This is a genomic window from Paracoccus sp. MA, from assembly GCF_020990385.1.
In the GTDB taxonomy this organism is placed as follows: domain Bacteria; phylum Pseudomonadota; class Alphaproteobacteria; order Rhodobacterales; family Rhodobacteraceae; genus Paracoccus.
Window position 1 is genome coordinate 732,345 of record NZ_CP087598.1, and the last position, 19,306, is coordinate 751,650.

The 19,306-nt window shown below is 66.1% G+C and carries 22 protein-coding genes; all 22 read left to right on the plus strand.

Going from position 1 to position 19,306, the window contains the following annotated elements; genetic code table 11:
- Positions 1-16 precede the first annotated feature (16 nt).
- Entirely contained in the window at positions 17-676 is a 660-nt protein-coding gene (locus LOS78_RS10720; RefSeq protein WP_230378217.1) for a hypothetical protein, read from the plus strand.
- Between the two features lie 65 nt (positions 677-741).
- Positions 742-939 carry a DUF5337 domain-containing protein gene (locus LOS78_RS10725; protein WP_371824721.1) on the plus strand — a complete coding sequence of 66 codons (198 nt, stop codon included), beginning with the start codon at positions 742-744 and terminating at the stop codon, positions 937-939.
- Between the two features lie 4 nt (positions 940-943).
- Positions 944-2,239, plus strand: a complete 1,296-nt coding sequence (gene nuoF, locus LOS78_RS10730) for an NADH-quinone oxidoreductase subunit NuoF (protein WP_028711937.1) — start codon at positions 944-946, stop codon at positions 2,237-2,239.
- A gap of 17 nt (positions 2,240-2,256) precedes the next feature.
- Entirely contained in the window at positions 2,257-2,667 is a 411-nt protein-coding gene (locus tag LOS78_RS10735) for a hypothetical protein (RefSeq protein WP_028711938.1), read from the plus strand.
- 194 nt (positions 2,668-2,861) lie between these two features.
- Positions 2,862-3,263, plus strand: coding sequence for a DUF5333 domain-containing protein (locus tag LOS78_RS10740; protein WP_028711939.1), 402 nt, complete (start codon positions 2,862-2,864; stop codon positions 3,261-3,263).
- Positions 3,260-3,721 (plus strand): hypothetical protein, encoded by a 462-nt coding sequence (locus LOS78_RS10745; RefSeq protein WP_028711940.1) that lies wholly within the window; start codon positions 3,260-3,262, stop codon positions 3,719-3,721. Before LOS78_RS10740 ends, LOS78_RS10745 begins: the two co-directional genes overlap by 4 nt.
- Before the next feature lie 109 nt (positions 3,722-3,830).
- On the plus strand, positions 3,831-5,846 hold the full coding sequence (gene nuoG / locus LOS78_RS10750) for an NADH-quinone oxidoreductase subunit NuoG (protein WP_230378219.1): 2,016 nt from the start codon (positions 3,831-3,833) through the stop codon (positions 5,844-5,846).
- Between the two features lie 5 nt (positions 5,847-5,851).
- Positions 5,852-6,619, plus strand: a complete 768-nt coding sequence (locus tag LOS78_RS10755; RefSeq protein ID WP_028711942.1) for a hypothetical protein — start codon at positions 5,852-5,854, stop codon at positions 6,617-6,619.
- A gap of 18 nt (positions 6,620-6,637) precedes the next feature.
- Positions 6,638-7,675 carry an NADH-quinone oxidoreductase subunit NuoH gene (nuoH, locus tag LOS78_RS10760; protein ID WP_028711943.1) on the plus strand — a complete coding sequence of 346 codons (1,038 nt, stop codon included), beginning with the start codon at positions 6,638-6,640 and terminating at the stop codon, positions 7,673-7,675.
- Positions 7,676-7,678: 3 nt separating this feature from the next.
- Positions 7,679-7,861: a hypothetical protein gene (locus LOS78_RS10765; protein WP_028711944.1), complete on the plus strand. Its 183-nt coding sequence runs from the start codon at positions 7,679-7,681 to the stop codon at positions 7,859-7,861.
- On the plus strand, positions 7,861-8,352 hold the full coding sequence (nuoI, locus tag LOS78_RS10770) for an NADH-quinone oxidoreductase subunit NuoI (RefSeq protein WP_028711945.1): 492 nt from the start codon (positions 7,861-7,863) through the stop codon (positions 8,350-8,352). Before LOS78_RS10765 ends, nuoI begins: the two co-directional genes overlap by 1 nt.
- Positions 8,349-8,741, plus strand: coding sequence for a carboxymuconolactone decarboxylase family protein (locus tag LOS78_RS10775; protein WP_028711946.1), 393 nt, complete (start codon positions 8,349-8,351; stop codon positions 8,739-8,741). The genes nuoI and LOS78_RS10775 overlap by 4 nt, the downstream gene beginning before the upstream one ends.
- The gene (locus tag LOS78_RS10780; RefSeq protein ID WP_028711947.1) at positions 8,738-9,142 is read left to right on the plus strand and encodes a carboxymuconolactone decarboxylase family protein; all 405 of its coding nucleotides are present in this window, start codon (positions 8,738-8,740) and stop codon (positions 9,140-9,142) included. The genes LOS78_RS10775 and LOS78_RS10780 overlap by 4 nt, the downstream gene beginning before the upstream one ends.
- Positions 9,139-9,741, plus strand: coding sequence for an NADH-quinone oxidoreductase subunit J (locus LOS78_RS10785; protein ID WP_028711948.1), 603 nt, complete (start codon positions 9,139-9,141; stop codon positions 9,739-9,741). Before LOS78_RS10780 ends, LOS78_RS10785 begins: the two co-directional genes overlap by 4 nt.
- Before the next feature lie 99 nt (positions 9,742-9,840).
- Positions 9,841-10,146: an NADH-quinone oxidoreductase subunit NuoK gene (gene nuoK, locus LOS78_RS10790; protein WP_010392916.1), complete on the plus strand. Its 306-nt coding sequence runs from the start codon at positions 9,841-9,843 to the stop codon at positions 10,144-10,146.
- Positions 10,147-10,152: 6 nt separating this feature from the next.
- Entirely contained in the window at positions 10,153-12,258 is a 2,106-nt protein-coding gene (gene nuoL / locus LOS78_RS10795; RefSeq protein WP_230378220.1) for an NADH-quinone oxidoreductase subunit L, read from the plus strand.
- A 1-nt stretch (position 12,259) separates the two neighbouring features.
- Complete coding sequence (locus LOS78_RS10800) at positions 12,260-13,801, plus strand: NADH-quinone oxidoreductase subunit M (RefSeq protein ID WP_028716144.1); 1,542 nt, start codon at positions 12,260-12,262, stop codon at positions 13,799-13,801.
- A 9-nt stretch (positions 13,802-13,810) separates the two neighbouring features.
- On the plus strand, positions 13,811-15,310 hold the full coding sequence (gene nuoN / locus LOS78_RS10805; RefSeq protein ID WP_028711951.1) for an NADH-quinone oxidoreductase subunit NuoN: 1,500 nt from the start codon (positions 13,811-13,813) through the stop codon (positions 15,308-15,310).
- Positions 15,303-16,061 carry a biotin--[acetyl-CoA-carboxylase] ligase gene (locus LOS78_RS10810; RefSeq protein WP_028716145.1) on the plus strand — a complete coding sequence of 253 codons (759 nt, stop codon included), beginning with the start codon at positions 15,303-15,305 and terminating at the stop codon, positions 16,059-16,061. Before nuoN ends, LOS78_RS10810 begins: the two co-directional genes overlap by 8 nt.
- Before the next feature lie 3 nt (positions 16,062-16,064).
- A complete protein-coding gene (locus LOS78_RS10815; protein WP_028711953.1) occupies positions 16,065-16,844 on the plus strand; it encodes a type III pantothenate kinase in 780 nt (259 codons plus the stop codon).
- A complete protein-coding gene (locus LOS78_RS10820; RefSeq protein ID WP_028711954.1) occupies positions 16,837-18,513 on the plus strand; it encodes a ribonuclease J in 1,677 nt (558 codons plus the stop codon). The genes LOS78_RS10815 and LOS78_RS10820 overlap by 8 nt, the downstream gene beginning before the upstream one ends.
- A gap of 37 nt (positions 18,514-18,550) precedes the next feature.
- On the plus strand, positions 18,551-19,252 hold the full coding sequence (gene trmB / locus LOS78_RS10825; RefSeq protein ID WP_230378221.1) for a tRNA (guanosine(46)-N7)-methyltransferase TrmB: 702 nt from the start codon (positions 18,551-18,553) through the stop codon (positions 19,250-19,252).
- The last annotated feature ends 54 nt before the right edge of the window (positions 19,253-19,306 follow it).

A 19,306-nucleotide genomic window follows, 5' to 3' on the forward strand; every position in this document is an offset into this window, starting at 1 on the left:
GAGCGGTCGGGTCACGATGGAACGGGCGGAATGCAACAGGAACTGCTGGATCTCGGCGGCAATCGCCGGGGTCGTGGTGCTGTTGTTCACCTCGGGCATCGGCGATCTGCACTGGCTGGCCGGGCTGTTCCTCGGCGCTGTCACCTTCGTGCTGTTCGGGGCGCTGATGGTCTGGCTGGTCTGCCACGAACGGCCCGAGCTCTTCGCCGAGGGAGACGGCCTGACCGGCACGGACTGGCAGCGCGCGGCGGTGGACCGCCAGCCCGAGACATTGCTGGTCGGCGGCTCGCTGGGACCGGAGCCCTTCACCTCGGGCACGCAGATGTCGGGCAGGCAGGTGCCCATCGTCGCCGGGGCCATGCCCGCCGCGGCATCGCGGCCTGACCCTGCGCCCGCGGCGCCGGCACAGCCCGCCGGGACCGCGCCGGGCGCCGACGATCTGAAGCGGATCAAGGGCATCGGCCCCAAGATCTCGGACTGGCTGAACGCGCAGGGCGTGACGCGCTATGAGCAGATCGCCGCCTGGGATGCCGCCGCCGTCGCCGATTTCGCGCGGCGGCTGGGCCGGATGGGCGGGCGGATCGAGGCCGACGACTGGGTCGGCCAGGCGAAGCTTCTGGCGGCGGGGGGCGAGACCGCCCATTCCCGCCGCATCGACAAGGGCGAGGTCGTCTGATGGCCCGCCCGACAGGACAACCGGCGTCGCAAGCGGGCAGGACCGCTGCGGCGGATGCCCGGCAGATGCGGCTTGTGGCGGTGGTGATCGCCGTCACCATGGCGCTGTGGCTGGGGGTGCAATGGCTGGGGGGCCAGCAGGACTGGCCCGCGAAATACGCCTTTCTCGCCGATCTGGCGGCGATTGGGGCCTTGATCTGGTCGCTGTTGGTGACCTGGCGGATCTGGCGGCGGCGCAATGCGTCCTCGCAGGGACAAGGATAAGACGATGCTGAACGATCAGGACCGGATCTTTACGAACATCTACGGCATGGGCGACCGCAGCCTGGCCGGCGCGAAATCGCGCGGCTGCTGGGACGGCACCGCCGCCATCATCCAGCGCGGCCGCGACAAGATCATCGACGAGATGAAGGCCTCGGGCCTGCGCGGCCGTGGCGGCGCCGGTTTTCCGACCGGGATGAAATGGTCCTTCATGCCCAAGGAATCGGACGGCCGCCCCTCTTACCTGGTCATCAATGCCGACGAATCCGAGCCCGCGACCTGCAAGGACCGCGAGATCATGCGCCACGACCCGCATACGCTGATCGAGGGCGCGCTGATCGCCAGCTTCGCCATGGGCGCCCATGCCGCCTATATCTACATCCGCGGCGAGTTCATCCGCGAGCGCGAGGCGCTGCAGGCCGCCATCGACGAATGCTATGACGCGGGCCTGCTGGGCCGCAACGCCGCCGGGTCGGGCTGGGATTTCGACCTTTACCTGCACCACGGCGCCGGCGCCTATATCTGCGGCGAGGAAACCGCGCTGCTGGAATCGCTTGAGGGCAAGAAGGGCATGCCGCGCATGAAGCCGCCCTTCCCGGCGGGCGCCGGCCTCTATGGCTGCCCGACCACGGTGAACAACGTCGAATCGATCGCCGTGGTGCCGACCATCCTGCGCCGCGGCGCGGAATGGTTCGCCAGCTTCGGCCGCCCGAACAATGCGGGCGTGAAGCTGTTCGGCCTGACCGGCCACGTCAACACCCCCTGCGTGGTCGAGGAGGCCATGTCGATCCCCATGCGCGAGCTGATCGAGAAGCATGGCGGCGGCATCCGCGGCGGCTGGAAGAACCTCAAGGCGGTGATCCCCGGCGGCGCCTCCTGCCCGGTACTGACCGCCGAGCAATGCGAAAACGCCATCATGGATTACGACGGCATGCGCGAGCTGAAATCCAGCTTCGGCACCGCCTGCATGATCGTCATGGACCAGTCCACCGACGTGGTGAAGGCGATCTGGCGGCTGTCCAAGTTCTTCAAGCACGAAAGCTGCGGCCAGTGCACCCCCTGCCGCGAGGGCACCGGCTGGATGATGCGGGTCATGGAGCGGCTGGTGCGCGGCGATGCCGAGGTCGAGGAGATCGACATGCTCTTCGACGTGACCAAACAGGTCGAGGGCCACACCATCTGCGCCCTGGGCGACGCGGCCGCCTGGCCGATCCAGGGCCTGATCCGCAACTTCCGCGAGGAGATCGAGGACCGCATCAAGGCCAAGCGCACCGGCCGCATGGGCGCGATGGCGGCAGAGTAGAGGCGCAGGGCCCATCCATGAAACGCAAGACGCATCTGATCGTGGCGATGGTGGCGCTGGCCGGGCTTGCCGCTTGCAACGGTCCTGCGCCCTCTTCGGAGACGGGGTTCAATTTCTTCCTGAACGGGGTGCCCGGCTCGACCGACTGCAAGCTGGTCGGGTCGCGGGGCAAGTCGTGGCAGGAAAAGACCGTGATCAATCGCGGGGTTGTCCTGAAAGCGCGCGGCTATGCCGATGAAGGAACGATCCGCTGCACCATGGCCGATGGCGCGGTCTACGAATCGAACTGGAACCAGCTTGCGCTGGGTCCGCAGGGCGCGCGGATGCTCGCTGGCGAGACCTGGTTCAGCAAGGGCCATGCCGAGCAGGGCGTCAAGGTCACCTACGGCAATTTCTATCGGATGTTCAGCTTCAAGCGCGTGCAATAGTCATGGATCTGTTTTGCCAAGCACATGTCCCGCCCGTCCCGGATGATCTCTCCGGGGCGGTCGAGGCTGTGCGCGGCAAGAATCGGCGGGACGGCGATGTCGCTGCGGCCGATCACGGCCAAGTGACGCGAGATGGCCGGCTGGCGGGGCGACCCCATGTTATGGCTCAGGGCCATGACAAGGAGGCTATTGCCATGAAACTCATCCCTGCCGCCCTGATCGGCGCGGCCATGCTGGCGACGCCGGCCCAGGCGCTGGAGCCGCTGAGCCAGGAGAAATACATCAACGACCGGCTGATCGCGGCCCGCATCGCCGACCGCATCCGCCGCACCTGTCCCAGCATCAACGGCCGCATCCTCTATGCCTATGGCGAGGCCCGCAAGCTCAAGCGCTATGCCGAGCAGAAGGGCTATTCGCGGTCGCAGATCGACGCCTTCCTCGACAGCAGGGAGGACAAGAAGCGCATCTATGCCGTGGCCGAGGACTATCTGGTCCGCAACGGAGCCAGGGCGGAGGACCCCGAGAGCTTCTGCCGCATCGGCCGGCAGGAGATCCAGAAGAACACGGTTATTGGCAGCCTGCTGGTGGCGAAATGAGAAAATGGCTCAACTGGATCGGGCTGGGACTGATGGCCGCCGCCGCCGCCTCGATGATCGCGGCGGATGCCTTCGCGGGCGAGCCTTCGGACCCGCTGCAACCGACGGCGCAAAAGTTCTACCTGCAATTCTCGATGTTCGCGCCGGGCGACATGCAATGCGACGCGACCGGGCCGGGCGTGCGCACCAAGCTCAGCCGCGGGATGACGGGGGCGCCGCTGCTGCGCATCACCGGCAATGCGGCCGGGGCGCAGATCCTTTGCTGGCGCCCGGATGGCAGCCGCTATACGACCGACGTGAACCGCAGGGTGCGCTATAATACCGCCGGGGCCGTTCGCGCGACGGTGACCTTTCACGCCGGGCAGGACGCTGCCGGCATCATGGTCCAGCGCGACGGCGAAGAAGACAGGATGGTGCCGACCATCTTTCCCCGTGCCTTCGTGAGGGTGCAGGAATGACGGCACAGAAGACAACCGGGCCAGCCTTCGGCCAGCATTTGCATCGCGCGGAACCTGCCGGAAATCGTGCCGGCAGCCGACTTCGTCGCGCGGGATAAGGGAAGACAAGATGGCAGATCTTCGCAAGATCAAGATCGACGATGTGATTATCGAGGTCGATCCGAACCTGACCCTGATCCAGGCCTGCGAGCAGGCCGGGATCGAGGTGCCGCGCTTCTGCTATCACGAGCGGCTGTCGATCGCCGGCAACTGCCGCATGTGCCTGGTCGAGGTGGTGGGCGGCCCGCCCAAGCCCGCCGCCTCTTGTGCCATGCAGGTCAAGGACCTGCGCCCGGGGCCGGACGGCGCGCTCTCCGAGATCCGCACCAACTCGCCCATGGTCAAGAAGGCCCGCGAGGGGGTGATGGAGTTCCTGCTCATCAACCACCCGCTCGACTGCCCGATCTGCGACCAGGGCGGAGAATGCGACCTGCAGGACCAGGCCGTGGCCTATGGCGTCGATTTCAGCCGCTATCGCGAGCCGAAGCGCGCCAGCGAGGACCTGAACCTGGGCCCGCTGGTCGAGACGCATATGACGCGCTGCATCTCCTGCACCCGCTGCGTGCGCTTCACCACCGAGGTCGCCGGCATCACCCAGATGGGCCAGACCGGCCGCGGCGAGGACAGCGAGATCACCAGCTATCTGAACGAGACGCTGAACTCGAACCTGCAGGGCAATATCATCGACCTGTGCCCGGTCGGCGCGCTGGTTTCCAAGCCCTATGCCTTCACCGCCCGGCCCTGGGAACTGACCAAGACCGAATCCATCGACGTGATGGACGCTCTGGGCAGCAATATCCGCGTCGATACCAAGGGCCGCGAGGTCATGCGCATCCTGCCGCGCAACCATGACGACGTGAACGAGGAGTGGATCAGCGACAAGACCCGCTTCGTCTGGGACGGGCTGCGCCGCCAGCGCCTCGACCGCCCCTATATCCGCGAGAACGGCAGGCTGCGCCCGGCCTCCTGGCCCGAGGCGCTGGAGGCCGCCGCCCGCGCGATGAAGGGCAAGAAGATTGCCGGGCTGGTCGGCGATCTGGTGCCGGTCGAGGCGGCCTTCAGCCTCAAGCAGCTGGTCGAGGGGCTGGGCGGCAAGGTGGAATGCCGCACCGACGGCGCGCGGCTGCCGGCCGGCAACCGCTCGGCCTATGTCGGCACGGCGCGGATCGAGGATATCGACCACGCCAAGCGCATCCTGCTGATCGGCACCAATCCCCGCGACGAGGCGCCGGTGCTGAACGCCCGCATCCGCAAGGCCTGGGCGCATGGCGCGCAAGTGGCTCTGATCGGCGAGGCAGTCGATCTGACCTATGACTATCTGCATCTCGGCACCGACCGGCACGCCCTGCTTGATCTGGTCAATGAGGCGCCGGGTCCGGACGGCACTCCGGGGCTGGTGATCGTCGGGCAGGGCGCGCTGCGCGAAGCCGATGGCGAGGCGGTGCTGGCCAATGCGATGAAGCTTTGCGAGCTGGGCGACGCCCGGCTGCTGGTTTTGCACAGCGCCGCCGGCCGCGTCGGTGCCATGGACGTGGGCGCGGTGACCGAGGGCGGCCTGCTTGCCGCCATCGACGGCGCGGAGGTGGTCTACAACCTCGGTGCCGACGAGGTCGACATCGCTGCCGGTCCGGTGGTGATCTATCAGGGCAGCCATGGCGACCGCGGTGCGCATCGCGCCGACATCATCCTGCCCGGCGCCTGCTATACCGAGGAAAGCGGCCTGTTCGTGAACACCGAGGGCCGTCCGCAACTCGCCATGCGCGCCAATTTCGCGCCGGGCGAGGGCAAGGAGAACTGGGCGATCCTGCGTGCGCTTTCGGCCGAACTGGGCGCGACCCAGCCCTGGGACAGCCTGGCCGGGCTGCGCCGCGAACTGGTCGCGGCGGTGCCGCATCTGGCCCAGATCGACCAGGTGCCGCAGAACGAATGGCAGCCGCTGGACCGTCTTGACCTGGGCCAGGCCGATTTCCGCAATGCGATCAAGGATTTCTATCTGACCAATCCCATCGCGCGCTCCTCGCCGCTGATGGGAGAGCTTTCGGCCATGGCCGCGGCCCGCAGGGCTCCGGCCCTGGCGGCGGAGTGACGGGGATGCGGCCCCGCCTTGCCCTTCTGACCGGGATCGGCCTTCTCGCCCTGCTGGCGGGTTGCGGCGAAAGCAAGGACGCGCGCCCGCGGCCCAAGCCGGCCCAGCTGGGCGTCGCGGTGCTGCAAAGCGATGCCGGCGCGCCGGACAAGAAGGTGCTGACCAAGGGCCGGATCTCGACCAAGTCGGGCGAGATCCTGATTCTGGAACCCGACGGATCGGTCAGCGAGATGGCGCTGGATAGCCCCGAGGGCCGCGATGCCTTCGCGGTGACCGAGGCCGAGCTGATGGCGCTGAATGCGAATCTGGATCTGGACCTGTCGGGAATGCCGGACATGGCCCCGGTGCGGCAGCGCCAGCCGACGGCGCAGGAAAAGGCGCTGGCCGATTTCGCGGCCCGCACCCGTCCGCTGCGGCTGAACCTGCCCAAGAGCTTCGAGGCCGATCCCAAGGATTTCCAGGGCGCCCAGGTCTCGGGCCTGGCCAGTTCGCGCAAGGGGGCGGACGGGCTGGTGGAAGTGACGGCAAACCTGCGCGCCGGGGTGGACGCCGACACCGCCTTCGCCTATGCCACATGCGCGCTGGCCAGCTGGGCCGATGCGAAGGGGGCGCCCTATGCCCGGCACATCCGCACGCTCAGGGACAAGCGCAACGGCAAGATGGTCGTCGGCTCGGTCTTTACCCTGTCCGAGAAGAAACCGATGGGCCTGACGGTGATGACAACGAATGAGACCTTGCAGGAATGCAAGGCACGCGGCATTCCCGCGGCGTGATGAGAGGGACGAAAGATCATGGCTGAATTCTGGGCCTCGCCCTACGGTTTCGCGCTCAGCCTGCTCTTGCAGGGTCTGGCGGTCATCGCCTTTGTCATGGGCTCGCTGATCTTCATGGTCTATGGCGACCGCAAGATCTGGGCGGCGGTGCAGATGCGCCGCGGTCCGAACGTGGTGGGCCCCTGGGGGCTGCTGCAGACCTTCGCCGATGCGCTGAAATACGTCGTCAAGGAAATCGTCGTCCCGGCCGGGGCGGACAAGTTCGTCTATTTCCTGGCGCCCTTCCTGTCGATGATGCTGGCGCTGTTCGCCTTTGTGGTCATCCCCTTCGACGAGGGCTGGGTGATGGCGAACATCAATGTCGGCATCCTGTTCATCTTCGCCGCCTCCTCGCTGGAGGTTTACGGCGTCATCATGGGCGGCTGGGCCTCGAACTCGAAATACCCGTTCCTTGCCTCGCTGCGCTCGGCGGCGCAGATGATCTCCTACGAGGTCTCGCTGGGGCTGATCATCATCGGCGTCATCATCTCGGCCGGCTCGATGAACCTGACCGCCATCGTCGAGGCGCAGCGCGGCGATTACGGCCTGCTGAACTGGTTCTGGCTGCCGCATCTGCCGATGGTGGTGCTGTTCTTCGTCTCGGCGCTGGCCGAATGCAACCGCCCGCCCTTCGACCTGGTCGAGGCCGAATCGGAACTGGTGGCGGGCTTCATGACCGAATATTCGTCCACGCCCTACCTGCTGTTCATGGCGGGCGAATACATCGCCATGTATCTGATGTGCGCGCTTCTGTCGCTGCTGTTCTTCGGCGGCTGGCTGTCGCCGGTGCCCTTCATCGCGGACGGCTGGTGGTGGATGGTCATCAAGATGTGGTTCTGGTTCTACATGTTCGCCATGGTCAAGGCGATCGTGCCGCGCTACCGCTACGATCAGCTGATGCGCATCGGCTGGAAGGTGTTCCTGCCCCTGTCGCTGGGCTGGGTGGTGCTGGTGGCGATCCTGGCCCGCTACGAAGTGCTGGGTAGCTTCTGGGCCCGTTTCGCAGTCGGAGGATAAGCCATGTATTCCAACAAGCTAGCCGAGGCATTTGCCAAAGCCAGTGAGACCGACAAGGTAGAGCTGGCGCATTTCCTCGCCAATAATCTGGACAGTGCGGAACAGGCGCAGGACAGCGCCCGCATCCGCGACTATGTCGCCGCGTTCGACCGCTTCGCGGCGCCGCGGGAAGGGGAGCGTTTCTGATGGCCTTCGATTTCGCGCGGGCGACCAAGTATTTCCTGATGTGGGACTTCATCAAGGGCTTCGGCCTGGGCATGCGCTATTTCGTCTCGCCCAAGCCGACGCTGAACTATCCCCACGAAAAGGGCCCGCTTTCGCCGCGCTTCCGCGGCGAGCACGCGCTGCGCCGCTATCCGAACGGCGAGGAACGCTGCATCGCCTGCAAGCTCTGCGAGGCGGTCTGCCCAGCCCAGGCCATCACCATCGACGCCGAACCGCGCGAGGACGGCTCGCGCCGCACCACGCGCTACGACATCGACATGACGAAATGCATCTATTGCGGCTTCTGCCAGGAGGCCTGCCCGGTCGATGCCATCGTCGAGGGGCCGAATTTCGAATATTCCACCGAGACCCGCGAGGAGCTGTTCTACGACAAGCAGAAACTGCTTGCGAACGGCGAACGCTGGGAGGCCGAGATCGCCCGCAACCTGCAGCTGGATGCGCCCTACAGATGACTCCCGTCGCCGCATATCAGCGCGGCCGCGCCCTGGCCGAGCATCTCAATCCGGGGATGGAGGCGGCCCTGCGCGACCGCTATGGCCATTGGCTGCCCGATGCGGTGGCCGAAACGGTCGTGGGTCACGGGATGGGCGAGGTCTATGCCCGCGAGGGGCTGGATCTGAAGACCCGTCTGCTGGTCACGGTCGGCGCATTGGCGGCGATGGGCGGGCAGACCCGGCCGCAGCTCAAGGTGAACGTGGCCTCGGCCCTGCGCGCAGGCGCAAGCGCGCGAGAGATCTGCGAGGCGATCTTCCAGATGCATCTCTATGGCGGAATGCCGGCGGCGATCAACGCGCTGAATGCCGCCATCGAGGTTTTCGAAGCGGAGGGAACAAGTCCATGACCGATGCCTTCCAGAAGCTGTTCCAGCAGATGCTGCAATCCGGCCAGGAGATGGCGCGCGTCTTCAACCCGGCGCTGGAACATTTCGACATGCGCGCCATGGAAAAGCTGGTGCCGACGATTCCCGCCGACATGCTGGAAATGTGGTTCGGCAAGACCTTCAACCGCGAGGGGCTGGACGCCAAGACGCGCCTGCTTCTCACCATCGGCGCGATCACCGTTCAGGGCGCGCTGGCCGAGCCGCAGCTGCGCATGACCATCCGTCAGGCGCTGGCGGCCGGCGCCACCAAACGCGAGATCGCCGAGACGATCTTTCAGATGAGCATGTTCGGCGGGCTGCCTGCGATGCAGAAGGCGCTGGAAATCGCCCAGAGCGTCTATGCCGAGGAGGACGACGAATGATGACCTTCGCTTTCTACCTGTTCGCGATCAGCGCCTGCGTTGCGGGCTTCATGGTCGTGATCGGCCGCAATCCGGTGCATTCGGTGCTGTGGCTGATCCTGGCCTTCCTCGCCTCGGCGGGCCTGTTCGTGCTGCAGGGCGCGGAATTCGTCGCCATGCTGCTGGTCGTGGTCTATGTCGGCGCCGTGGCGGTGCTGTTCCTGTTCGTCGTCATGATGCTGGACGTGGATTTCGCCGAGCTCAAGGGCGAGCTGGCGCGCTACCTGCCGCTGGCGCTGCTGATCGGCGTCGTGCTGCTGGCGCAGCTGGGCATCGCCTTTTCCGGCTGGACGCCCTCGGACAGCGCCGAGAGCCTGCGCGCCGCGCCGGTGGACGCGACGGTCGAGAACACCTTCGGCCTGGGCCTCGTGCTTTACGACCGCTATGTGCTGATGTTCCAGCTGGCCGGTCTGGTGCTGCTGGTCGCGATGATCGGGGCGATCGTGCTGACGATGCGCCACCGCCGCGACGTCAAGCGCCAGAATGTGCTGGAACAGATGTGGCGCGACCCGGCCAAGACCATGGAGCTGAAGGACGTCAAGCCGGGACAGGGGCTTTGAACGCGGCAAGCTGGACCGCGATAGCCATCGGGATCGCCACGGCGGTCCTAGTAGCAAACGGATATTTCAACGGGTGAACGACCCGGAGGGACCAGGACGATGATCGGATTGACTCATTATCTTGTTGTGGGGGCGATACTGTTCGTCACCGGCATTTTCGGGATCTTCGTGAACCGAAAGAACGTCATCGTCATCCTGATGTCGATCGAGCTGATGCTCCTGGCGGTGAACATCAACTTCGTCGCCTTCTCGACGCATTTGGGCGATCTGGCCGGGCAGGTCTTCACCATGTTCGTGCTGACCGTCGCCGCCGCCGAGGCGGCCATCGGCCTGGCGATCCTGGTGGTCTTCTTCCGCAACCGCGGCACCATCGCGGTGGAAGACGTCAACGTGATGAAGGGGTAAGCGAGCATGGAAAAATTCGTCCTCTTCGCGCCGCTCATCGCGTCGCTGATCGCCGGGCTGGGCTGGCGCGCCATCGGCGAGAAGGCCGCGCAATACCTGACCACGGGCGTGCTGTTCCTCAGCTGCCTGATCAGCTGGTATCTGTTCCTGTCCTTCGACGGCGTGCCGCGGCACATTCCGGTGCTCGACTGGGTCGTGACCGGCGATTTCCATGCCGAATGGGCGATCCGGCTGGACCGGCTGACCGCGATCATGCTGATCGTCGTGACCACCGTCTCGGCGCTCGTGCACATGTATTCGCTGGGCTACATGGCCCATGACGACAACTGGACGCATGACGAGCATTACAAGGCGCGCTTCTTCGCCTATCTCTCGTTCTTCACCTTCGCCATGCTGATGCTGGTGACGGCGGACAACCTGTTGCAGATGTTCTTCGGCTGGGAGGGCGTGGGCGTCGCCTCCTATCTGCTGATCGGCTTCTACTACAAGAAGGCCAGCGCCAATGCCGCGGCGATCAAGGCGTTCATCGTCAACCGGGTCGGCGATTTCGGCTTCCTGCTGGGCATCTTCGGCCTTTACTGGCTGACCGGCTCGGTCCAGTTCGACGAGATCTTCCGCCAGGTGCCGCAGCTTGCGCAGACCGAGATGCATTTCCTGTGGCGCGACTGGAACGCCGCGAACCTGCTGGGCTTCCTGCTCTTCGTCGGCGCCATGGGCAAATCGGCGCAGCTCTTGCTGCACACCTGGCTGCCGGACGCGATGGAAGGCCCGACTCCGGTCTCGGCGCTGATCCACGCCGCGACCATGGTGACGGCGGGCGTGTTCCTGGTCTGCCGCATGTCGCCGCTTTACGAATTCGCGCCGGATGCCAAGAACTTCATCGTCATCATCGGCGCCACCACCGCCTTCTTCGCCGCGACCGTGGGCCTGGTGCAGAACGACATCAAGCGCGTCATCGCCTATTCGACCTGTTCGCAGCTGGGCTACATGTTCGTGGCGGCGGGCGTCGGCGTCTATTCGGCGGCCATGTTCCACCTGCTGACCCATGCCTTCTTCAAGGCCATGCTGTTCCTGGGCGCCGGCTCGGTGATCCATGCCATGCATCACGAGCAGGACATGCGGAACTATGGCGGGCTGCGGAAAAAGATCCCGCTGACCTTCTGGGCGATGATGATCGGCACCTTCGCCATCACCGGCGTCGGCATCCCGCTGACCCATCTGGGCTTCGCCGGCTTCCTGTCCAAGGACGCGATCATCGAAAGCGCCTATGCCGGCAGCGGCTATGCCTTCTGGCTGCTGGTGATCGCCGCCTGCTTCACCAGCTTCTACAGCTGGCGGCTGATCTTCCTGACCTTCTACGGCAAGCCGCGCGGCGACCATCATGCCCATGACCATGCGCATGAAAGCCCGCCGGTGATGACCATCCCGCTGGGCGTGCTGGCCATCGGCGCGGTCTTTGCCGGCATGGTCTGGTATGGTCCCTTCTTCGGCGACCATCACAAGGTGACGGAATATTTCCACATCGCCGGCGCGCATCACGAAGTGGCCGAGGGCGGGGAAGCGGAGCACGCGACCGCCGAGGCTCCGGTGGAGCACGCCGTGGCCGATACCGCCGAGGGCGAGCCGACTGACGAGGCCGCCCATGCCGAGGTCGCGGCCCCGGTCGGCGGTGCGATCTACATGCATCCCGACAACCACATCATGGACGAGGCGCATCATGCGCCGGCCTGGGTCAAGGTCTCGCCCTTCATCGCGATGGTGCTGGGGCTGATCACCGCCTGGACCTTCTACATCGCCAATCCGTCGCTGCCGCGGCGGCTGGCGGCGCAGCAGCCGGCGCTGTATCAGTTCCTGCTCAACAAATGGTATTTCGACGAGATCTACGACTTCATCTTCGTCCGCCCGGCGAAATGGCTTGGCCGTGCGCTGTGGAAGGGCGGGGACGGCGCCGTCATCGACGGCACCATCAACGGGGTGGCCATGGGGTTGATCCCGCGGCTGACCCGCGCAGCGGTCCGGGTGCAATCGGGCTATCTGTTCCACTACGCCTTCGCGATGGTTCTGGGCATCGTGGGCTTGCTGATCTGGGTGATGATGCGGGGCGCGCACTGACATGACGAACCTTCTTTCCATCATCACCTTCCTGCCGATCGTCGCCGCGATCATCATGGCGCTGTTCCTGCGCGGCCAGGACGAGGCGGCGGCCCGCAACGCCAAATGGCTGGCGCTGCTGACCACCAGCGCGACCTTCGTGATCTCGCTTTTCGTGCTGTTCCGCTTCGACCCGGCGAACACGGGCTTCCAGTTCGTCGAGGATCACGCCTGGATCATGGGGCTGCGCTACAAGATGGGCGTGGACGGCATCTCGGTGCTGTTCGTGCTGCTGACCACCTTCATGATGCCGCTGACCATCCTTTCGACCTGGGCGGTCGAGGACAAGGTCAAGGAATACATGATCGCCTTCCTGGTGCTGGAAGGGCTGATGATCGGCGTCTTCACCGCGCTCGACCTGGTGCTGTTCTACCTGTTCTTCGAGGCGGGGCTGATCCCGATGTTCCTGATCATCGGCATCTGGGGCGGCAAGGACCGCATCTATGCGTCCTTCAAGTTCTTCCTCTACACCTTCCTCGGCTCGGTGCTGATGCTGGTGGCGATGATCGCCATGTATCGCATGGCGGGCACCACCGACATTCCGACGCTGCTGACCTTCGACTTCCCGTCGGACAACTTCCGCCTGCTGGGCATGACGGTGGTCGGCGGCATGCAGATGCTGCTGTTCCTGGCCTTCTTCGCCAGCTTCGCCGTGAAGATGCCGATGTGGCCGGTCCATACCTGGCTGCCCGACGCGCACGTCCAGGCGCCGACCGCCGGCTCGGTCCTGCTGGCGGCGGTGCTGCTGAAGATGGGCGGCTACGGCTTCCTGCGCTTCAGCCTGCCGATGTTCCCGGTCGCCAGCGGCGTGGCCCAGCCCTATGTCTTCTGGTTGTCGGCCATCGCCATCGTCTACACCTCGCTGGTGGCGCTGGCGCAGTCGGACATGAAGAAGGTCATCGCCTATTCCTCGGTCGCCCATATGGGCTACGTGACCATGGGCGTCTTTGCCGCGAACCAGATCGGCGTCGACGGCGCGATCTTCCAGATGCTGTCGCACGGCTTCATCTCGGGCGCGCTGTTCCTGTGCGTCGGCGTGATCTACGACCGCATGCACACGCGCGAGATCGACGCCTATGGCGGGCTGGTGAACCGGATGCCGGCCTATGCGGCGGTCTTCATGTTCTTCACCATGGCGAATGTGGGCCTGCCGGGCACCTCGGGCTTCGTGGGCGAGTTCCTGACGCTGATGGGGGTCTTCCGCGTCGATACCTGGGTGGCGCTGGTCGCGACCTCGGGGGTGATCCTGTCGGCGGCCTATGCGCTCTGGCTCTATCGCCGGGTGACGCTGGGCCAGCTGATCAAGGAAAGCCTGAAGTCGATCACCGACATGACCCCGCGCGAGCGCTGGGTATTCGTTCCGCTGATCGCCATGACGCTGATCCTGGGCGTCTATCCGCGGCTCGTCACCGACGTGACCGGCCCGGCGGTCGCAGCACTCGTCCAAGACTACAACCAGAGCCAGCCGGCGGCGCCCGTCGCCACGGCCCAAGCCAGCCACTAGGGGACGGATATGACCTCGCTCGATTTCTCGACCATTCTGCCCGAGGTGGTGCTGGCCGGTTACGCCCTCGCCGCGCTGATGGCAGGGGCCTATCTCGGCAAGGACAGGCTGGCGCGCACGCTGCTCTGGGTCACGGTCGCGGCCTTCCTGATCGTCGCGGCCATGGTGGGCCTGGGCAACCATGTCGACGGCACCGCCTTCCACGGCATGTTCATCGACGATGGCTTCTCGCGCTTTGCCAAGGTGGTGACGCTGGTCGCCGCCGCCGGGGTGCTGGCGATGAGCGCCGATTACATGCAGCGCCGCAACATGCTGCGCTTCGAGTTCCCGATCATCGTCGCGCTGGCGGTGCTGGGCATGATGTTCATGGTCTCGGCCGGCGACCTCTTGACCCTCTACATGGGGCTGGAGCTGCAATCGCTGGCGCTTTACGTCGTCGCCGCCATGCGCCGCGACTCGGTGCGCTCGTCCGAGGCGGGGCTGAAATATTTCGTCCTCGGTTCGCTTTCCTCGGGCCTGCTGCTCTATGGCGCCTCGCTGGTCTACGGCTTTGCCGGGACCACCGGATTCGAGGGCATCATCTCGACCATCCAGGGCGGCCACCTGTCGCTGGGCGTGCTGTTCGGGCTGGTGTTCATGCTGGTGGGCCTGTCGTTCAAGGTCTCGGCCGTGCCCTTCCACATGTGGACCCCGGACGTCTATGAGGGCTCGCCGACGCCGGTGACCGCCTTCTTCGCCACCGCGCCCAAGGTCGCGGCCATGGCGCTGATCGCGCGGCTGGTCTTCGACGCCTTCGGCCATGTCATCGGCGACTGGAGCCAGATCGTCGCGGCGCTGGCGGTGATGTCGATGTTCCTGGGCTCGATCGCCGGGATCGGCCAGACCAACATCAAGCGGCTGATGGCCTATTCCTCGATCGCGCATATGGGCTTCGCGCTGGTCGGCCTTGCCGCCGGCACCGCCATCGGCGTGCAGACCATGCTGCTTTACATGACCATCTATGCGGTGATGAACATCGGCACCTTCGCCTTCATCCTGTCGATGGAGCGCGACGGCGTGCCGGTCACCGATCTGACCGCGCTGAACCGGTTCGCCTGGACCGATCCGGTCAAGGCGCTGGCCATGCTGGTGCTGATGTTCAGCCTTGCCGGCGTGCCGCCGACGCTGGGCTTCTTCGCCAAGTTCGGCGTGCTGACGGCGGCGGTCGATGCCGGCATGGGCTGGCTGGCGGTGCTGGGCGTGATCGCCTCGGTCATCGGCGCCTTCTATTACCTGCGCATCGTCTATTACATGTATTTCGGCGCCGAGACCGAAGGCATGACCTCGCGCATGGGTGCGGTGCAATATCTGGCGCTGATGCTGCCGGCGCTGGCCATGCTGGTGGGTGCGATCAGCATGTTCGGCGTCGATGCCGCCGCCGGCCGCGCCGCCGAGACTCTGGTCGGCCCGGTCGCCGCGGCCGAACAGCCGGCCGAATCCGCGCAAGCCGAGCCCGCGCAAGGTGAGTGACGCCTGGCCCGAAGGCGTGGCCCGCCATGTGCTGGCCCGCGCCGACAGCACCAATGCCGAGGCGTTGCGGCTGGCGCCCGGCCTTTCGGGGCCGGCCTGGGTGATGGCCCGCGAGCAATTCGCGGGCCGCGGCCGTCGCGGTCGGGACTGGGTGATGCCGGCCGGGAATTTCGCCGGGACGCTGGTGGTCCGGCCGCAGGGCGGGGCGCTGGCCGCCGCGCAGCTGTCCTTCGTGGCGGCGCTGGCGCTTTACGACGCGCTTGGCGATGCCTGCGGCCCCTCGGTCCGGCTGGCGATCAAATGGCCGAACGACGTGCTGCTGAACGGCGGCAAGGTGGCGGGCATCTTGCTGGAAAGCGCGGGCTCGGGTCCGGGCGTGCAGGCCGTCGCGGTCGGCATCGGCGTCAACCTGGCCGCCGCGCCGGATGCGGCGGCGGTCGAGCCGGGCGCGACGCCCCCGGTCTCGGTCCTGGGCGAGACCGGCCATGTCGTCGATCCCGAGGATTTCCTGGACCTGCTGGCGCCGGCCTTCGCGCGCTGGCAGGCGCAGCTGGACATCTATGGCTTTGCGCCGATCCGCAACGCCTGGCTGGCCCGCGCCGCCCGGCTGGGCGAGCCGATCACCGCCCGCACCGGCGCGACCGAGAGCCACGGCATCTTCGAGGGGATCGACGACAGCGGCGCGCTGATCCTGCGCGGCCCGGCGGGGCGGCAGGTCATTCCCGCCGCCGACGTCTATTTCGGAGCCTAGCCCATGCTGCTTTGCATCGACACCGGCAACACCAACACGGTCTTCTCGGTCTGGGACGGCGAGAAATTCGTGGGCCTCTGGCGCATCTCGACCGACCATCGCCGCACGGCGGACGAATATTTCGTCTGGCTGTCCACGCTGATCTCGCTGCAGAAGCTGGAGCTGAGCATTGATGCCTGCATCATCAGCTCGACCGCGCCGCGGGTGGTGTTCAACCTGCGCGTGCTCTGCAACCGCTATTTCGACACCCGCCCGCTGGTGGTCGGCAAGCCCGACTGCCTGCTGCCGGTGGCGCCGCGGGTGGATTTCGGCACCGTGGTCGGTCCCGACCGGCTGGTGAACACCTGGGGGGCGTTCCAGCGGCACGGGCCTGACCTGATCGTGGTCGATTTCGGCACCGCGACCACCTTCGACGTGGTGGATACCGACGGCGCCTATGTCGGCGGCGTCATTGCGCCGGGGGTGAACCTGTCGCTGGAGGCGCTGCATATGGGCGCGGCCAGCCTGCCGCATGTCGATGTGACCATGCCGGCCAAGGTGATCGGCACCAATACGGTGTCCTGCATCCAGTCGGGCATCTTCTGGGGCTATATCGGCCTGGTGCAGGGCGTGGTGGACAAGATCCGCGAGGAACGCGGCCGGCCGATGAAGGTTATCGCTACGGGCGGGCTGGCGCCGCTGTTCGACCAGGGATTTGATTTGTTTGACGCGATCGAGGACGATCTGACCATGCACGGCCTGCGCCTGATCCACGATTACAACAAGGAGATGGGCAATGGCTGAGCGCCTGATCTATCTGCCGCTGGGCGGCGCGGGCGAAATCGGCATGAACGCCTATGTCTACGGCTATGGCCAGCCGGGGCGCGAACGGCTGATCGTCGTCGATCTGGGCGTGACCTTCGGCGACATGGATTCTTCGCCCGGCATCGACCTGATCATGGCCGATGTCGCCTGGCTGGAAGCCAATCGCGACCGCATCGACGCCATCTTCATCACCCATGGGCACGAGGATCACGTCGGCGCGCTTGGCCTGCTCTGGCCCAAGCTGCAAAAGCCGGTGCATTGCCGCCGCTTCACCGGCGCGCTGGCGCGGCTGAAGCTGGAGGAGGCCGGCCAGCCGGTCGATCAGCTGCATATCCACGCGCCGCGTCCCGATGCGGTGACGGTGGGCCCGTTCCGGGTGCAATTCGTCCCGATCAGCCATTCGATCCCGGAAAGCTCGGCGCTGATCATCGACACGCCGGCGGGGCGGATCGTGCATACCGGCGACTTCAAGCTGGACGGCACCCCGGTGGTGGGCGAGGCCTTCGACCCGATCCTGTGGCACGACATCGCCAACGAGGGGCAGGGGATCAAGGTCCTGACCTGCGATTCCACCAATGTCTTCTCGCCCCATCCCGGCCGGTCCGAGGCGGTGCTGGCCAATCCGCTGCTGGATTTCGTCATGGCGCAGCGGCAGCTGGTGGTGGCGACGACCTTCGCCAGCAACATCGCCCGGCTCAAGACGCTGGCCGAGGCCGGCATCGCCGCCGGCCGCAAGATCTGCCTTCTGGGCCGGGCCATGCGCCGCATGGTGACCGTCGCGGTCGAGACCGGCATCCTGACCAGTTTCCCCCCGGTCATCAGCCCCGAGGAAGCCTCGGAGCTGCCGCGCGACAAGGTGATGCTGATCGTCACCGGCAGCCAGGGCGAGCGCCGCGCCGCCAGCGCCCAGCTCTCGCGCGGCCGCTATCTGGGCATCCAGCTGAAGGACGGGGACAGTTTCCTGTTCAGTTCGCGCACCATCCCCGGCAATGAGCGCGGGGTGATCCGCATCATGAATGCGCTCTCGGAAATGGGCGTGGACCTGCATGACGCCGATGACGGGCTCTATCACGTCTCGGGCCATGCCAACCGTCCGGATATCGAGGCGGTGCACGACCTGCTGAAGCCGCAGATCGTCATCCCGATGCATGGCGAGCACATGCATCTGCGCGAACATGCCAAGCTGGCCGAGGCGCGGGGCATTCATTCCGTGGTGGCGACCAACGGCACCATGCTGGACCTGTCGGGCGAGGCGCCGCGGGTGGTGGACCAGATCGACACCGGGCGGATTTATCTCGACGGCACGGTGCTGATCGGCGCCATGGACGGGGTGGTGCGCGACCGCATCCGCATGGCGCTGAACGGCCATGCCATGGTCTCGGTCATCATCGACGAGGACGATACGCCGCTGCCCGACGCCTGGGTGGAACTCTCGGGCCTGCCCGAGAAGGGTCGCGCCGGCGTGCCGCTGGCCCGCAATATCGAGGCCGAGCTGGCCGAGTTCCTGGAACGCGCCGACGACCGCACGGTGATGGACGACGACCGGCTGGAGGAGGCGATCCGCAAGATCACCCGGCAAGTGTCGATGGAGGAGATCGGCAAGAAGCCCGAGGTGACGGTGGTGATCTCGCGCCTGGCTGCGGAATGACTTGACCTTGCCCCGCGCCCGAGGCATGGGCGCGGGCATGAGTGAATTCGATCCGAACCCTCCGCGTCGCAATTTCTACGGCCGCCGCCACGGCAAGACCCTGCGCCAGTCGCAAAAGGGCTATCTTTCCGAAGATCTGGGCGAGCTGCGCCCGCGCGGCATCACCTTCGCCGAGAACCCCGAGAGGAAGCCCATCGACCCGGCGGCGATCTTCGGCGACGACCGGCCGGTCTGGCTGGAGGTCGGCTTCGGCGGCGGCGAGCATATGGTGCACATGGCGGCACGCTATCCCGAGATCGGCATCATCGGCTGCGAGCCCTTCATCAACGGTGTCGCCATGCTCTTGGGCAAGATCCGCAATGCCGGCGTGCAGAATGTCAGTGTGCATCCCGGCGATGCGCGCGACCTGATGGACGTGCTGCCCGACGCCTCGATCAGCAAGGCGTTCCTGAACTATCCCGACCCCTGGCCCAAGGCGCGCCATCACCGCCGCCGCTTCGTGACGCCCGAGCATCTGATCCCGCTCGCCCGCGTCATGAAGCCGGGCGCCGAATTCCGCGTCGCCACCGACATCCCCGATTACGTCCGCCAGACGCTGGAGGAGGTGCCGCAGGCCGGGTTCCAGCTGATCGGGGAAGGCCCGGAGCCTTGGGACGACTGGCCCAGCACCCGCTATGAGCAGAAGGCGCTGCGCGAGGGCCGGGCGCCGCATTACGTCACCTTCCGCCGCGGGGGCTGAAGCGGCGTTGATCGCCACCGATTGCAACCCCCGCCCGTGACCGCTATCACCTTG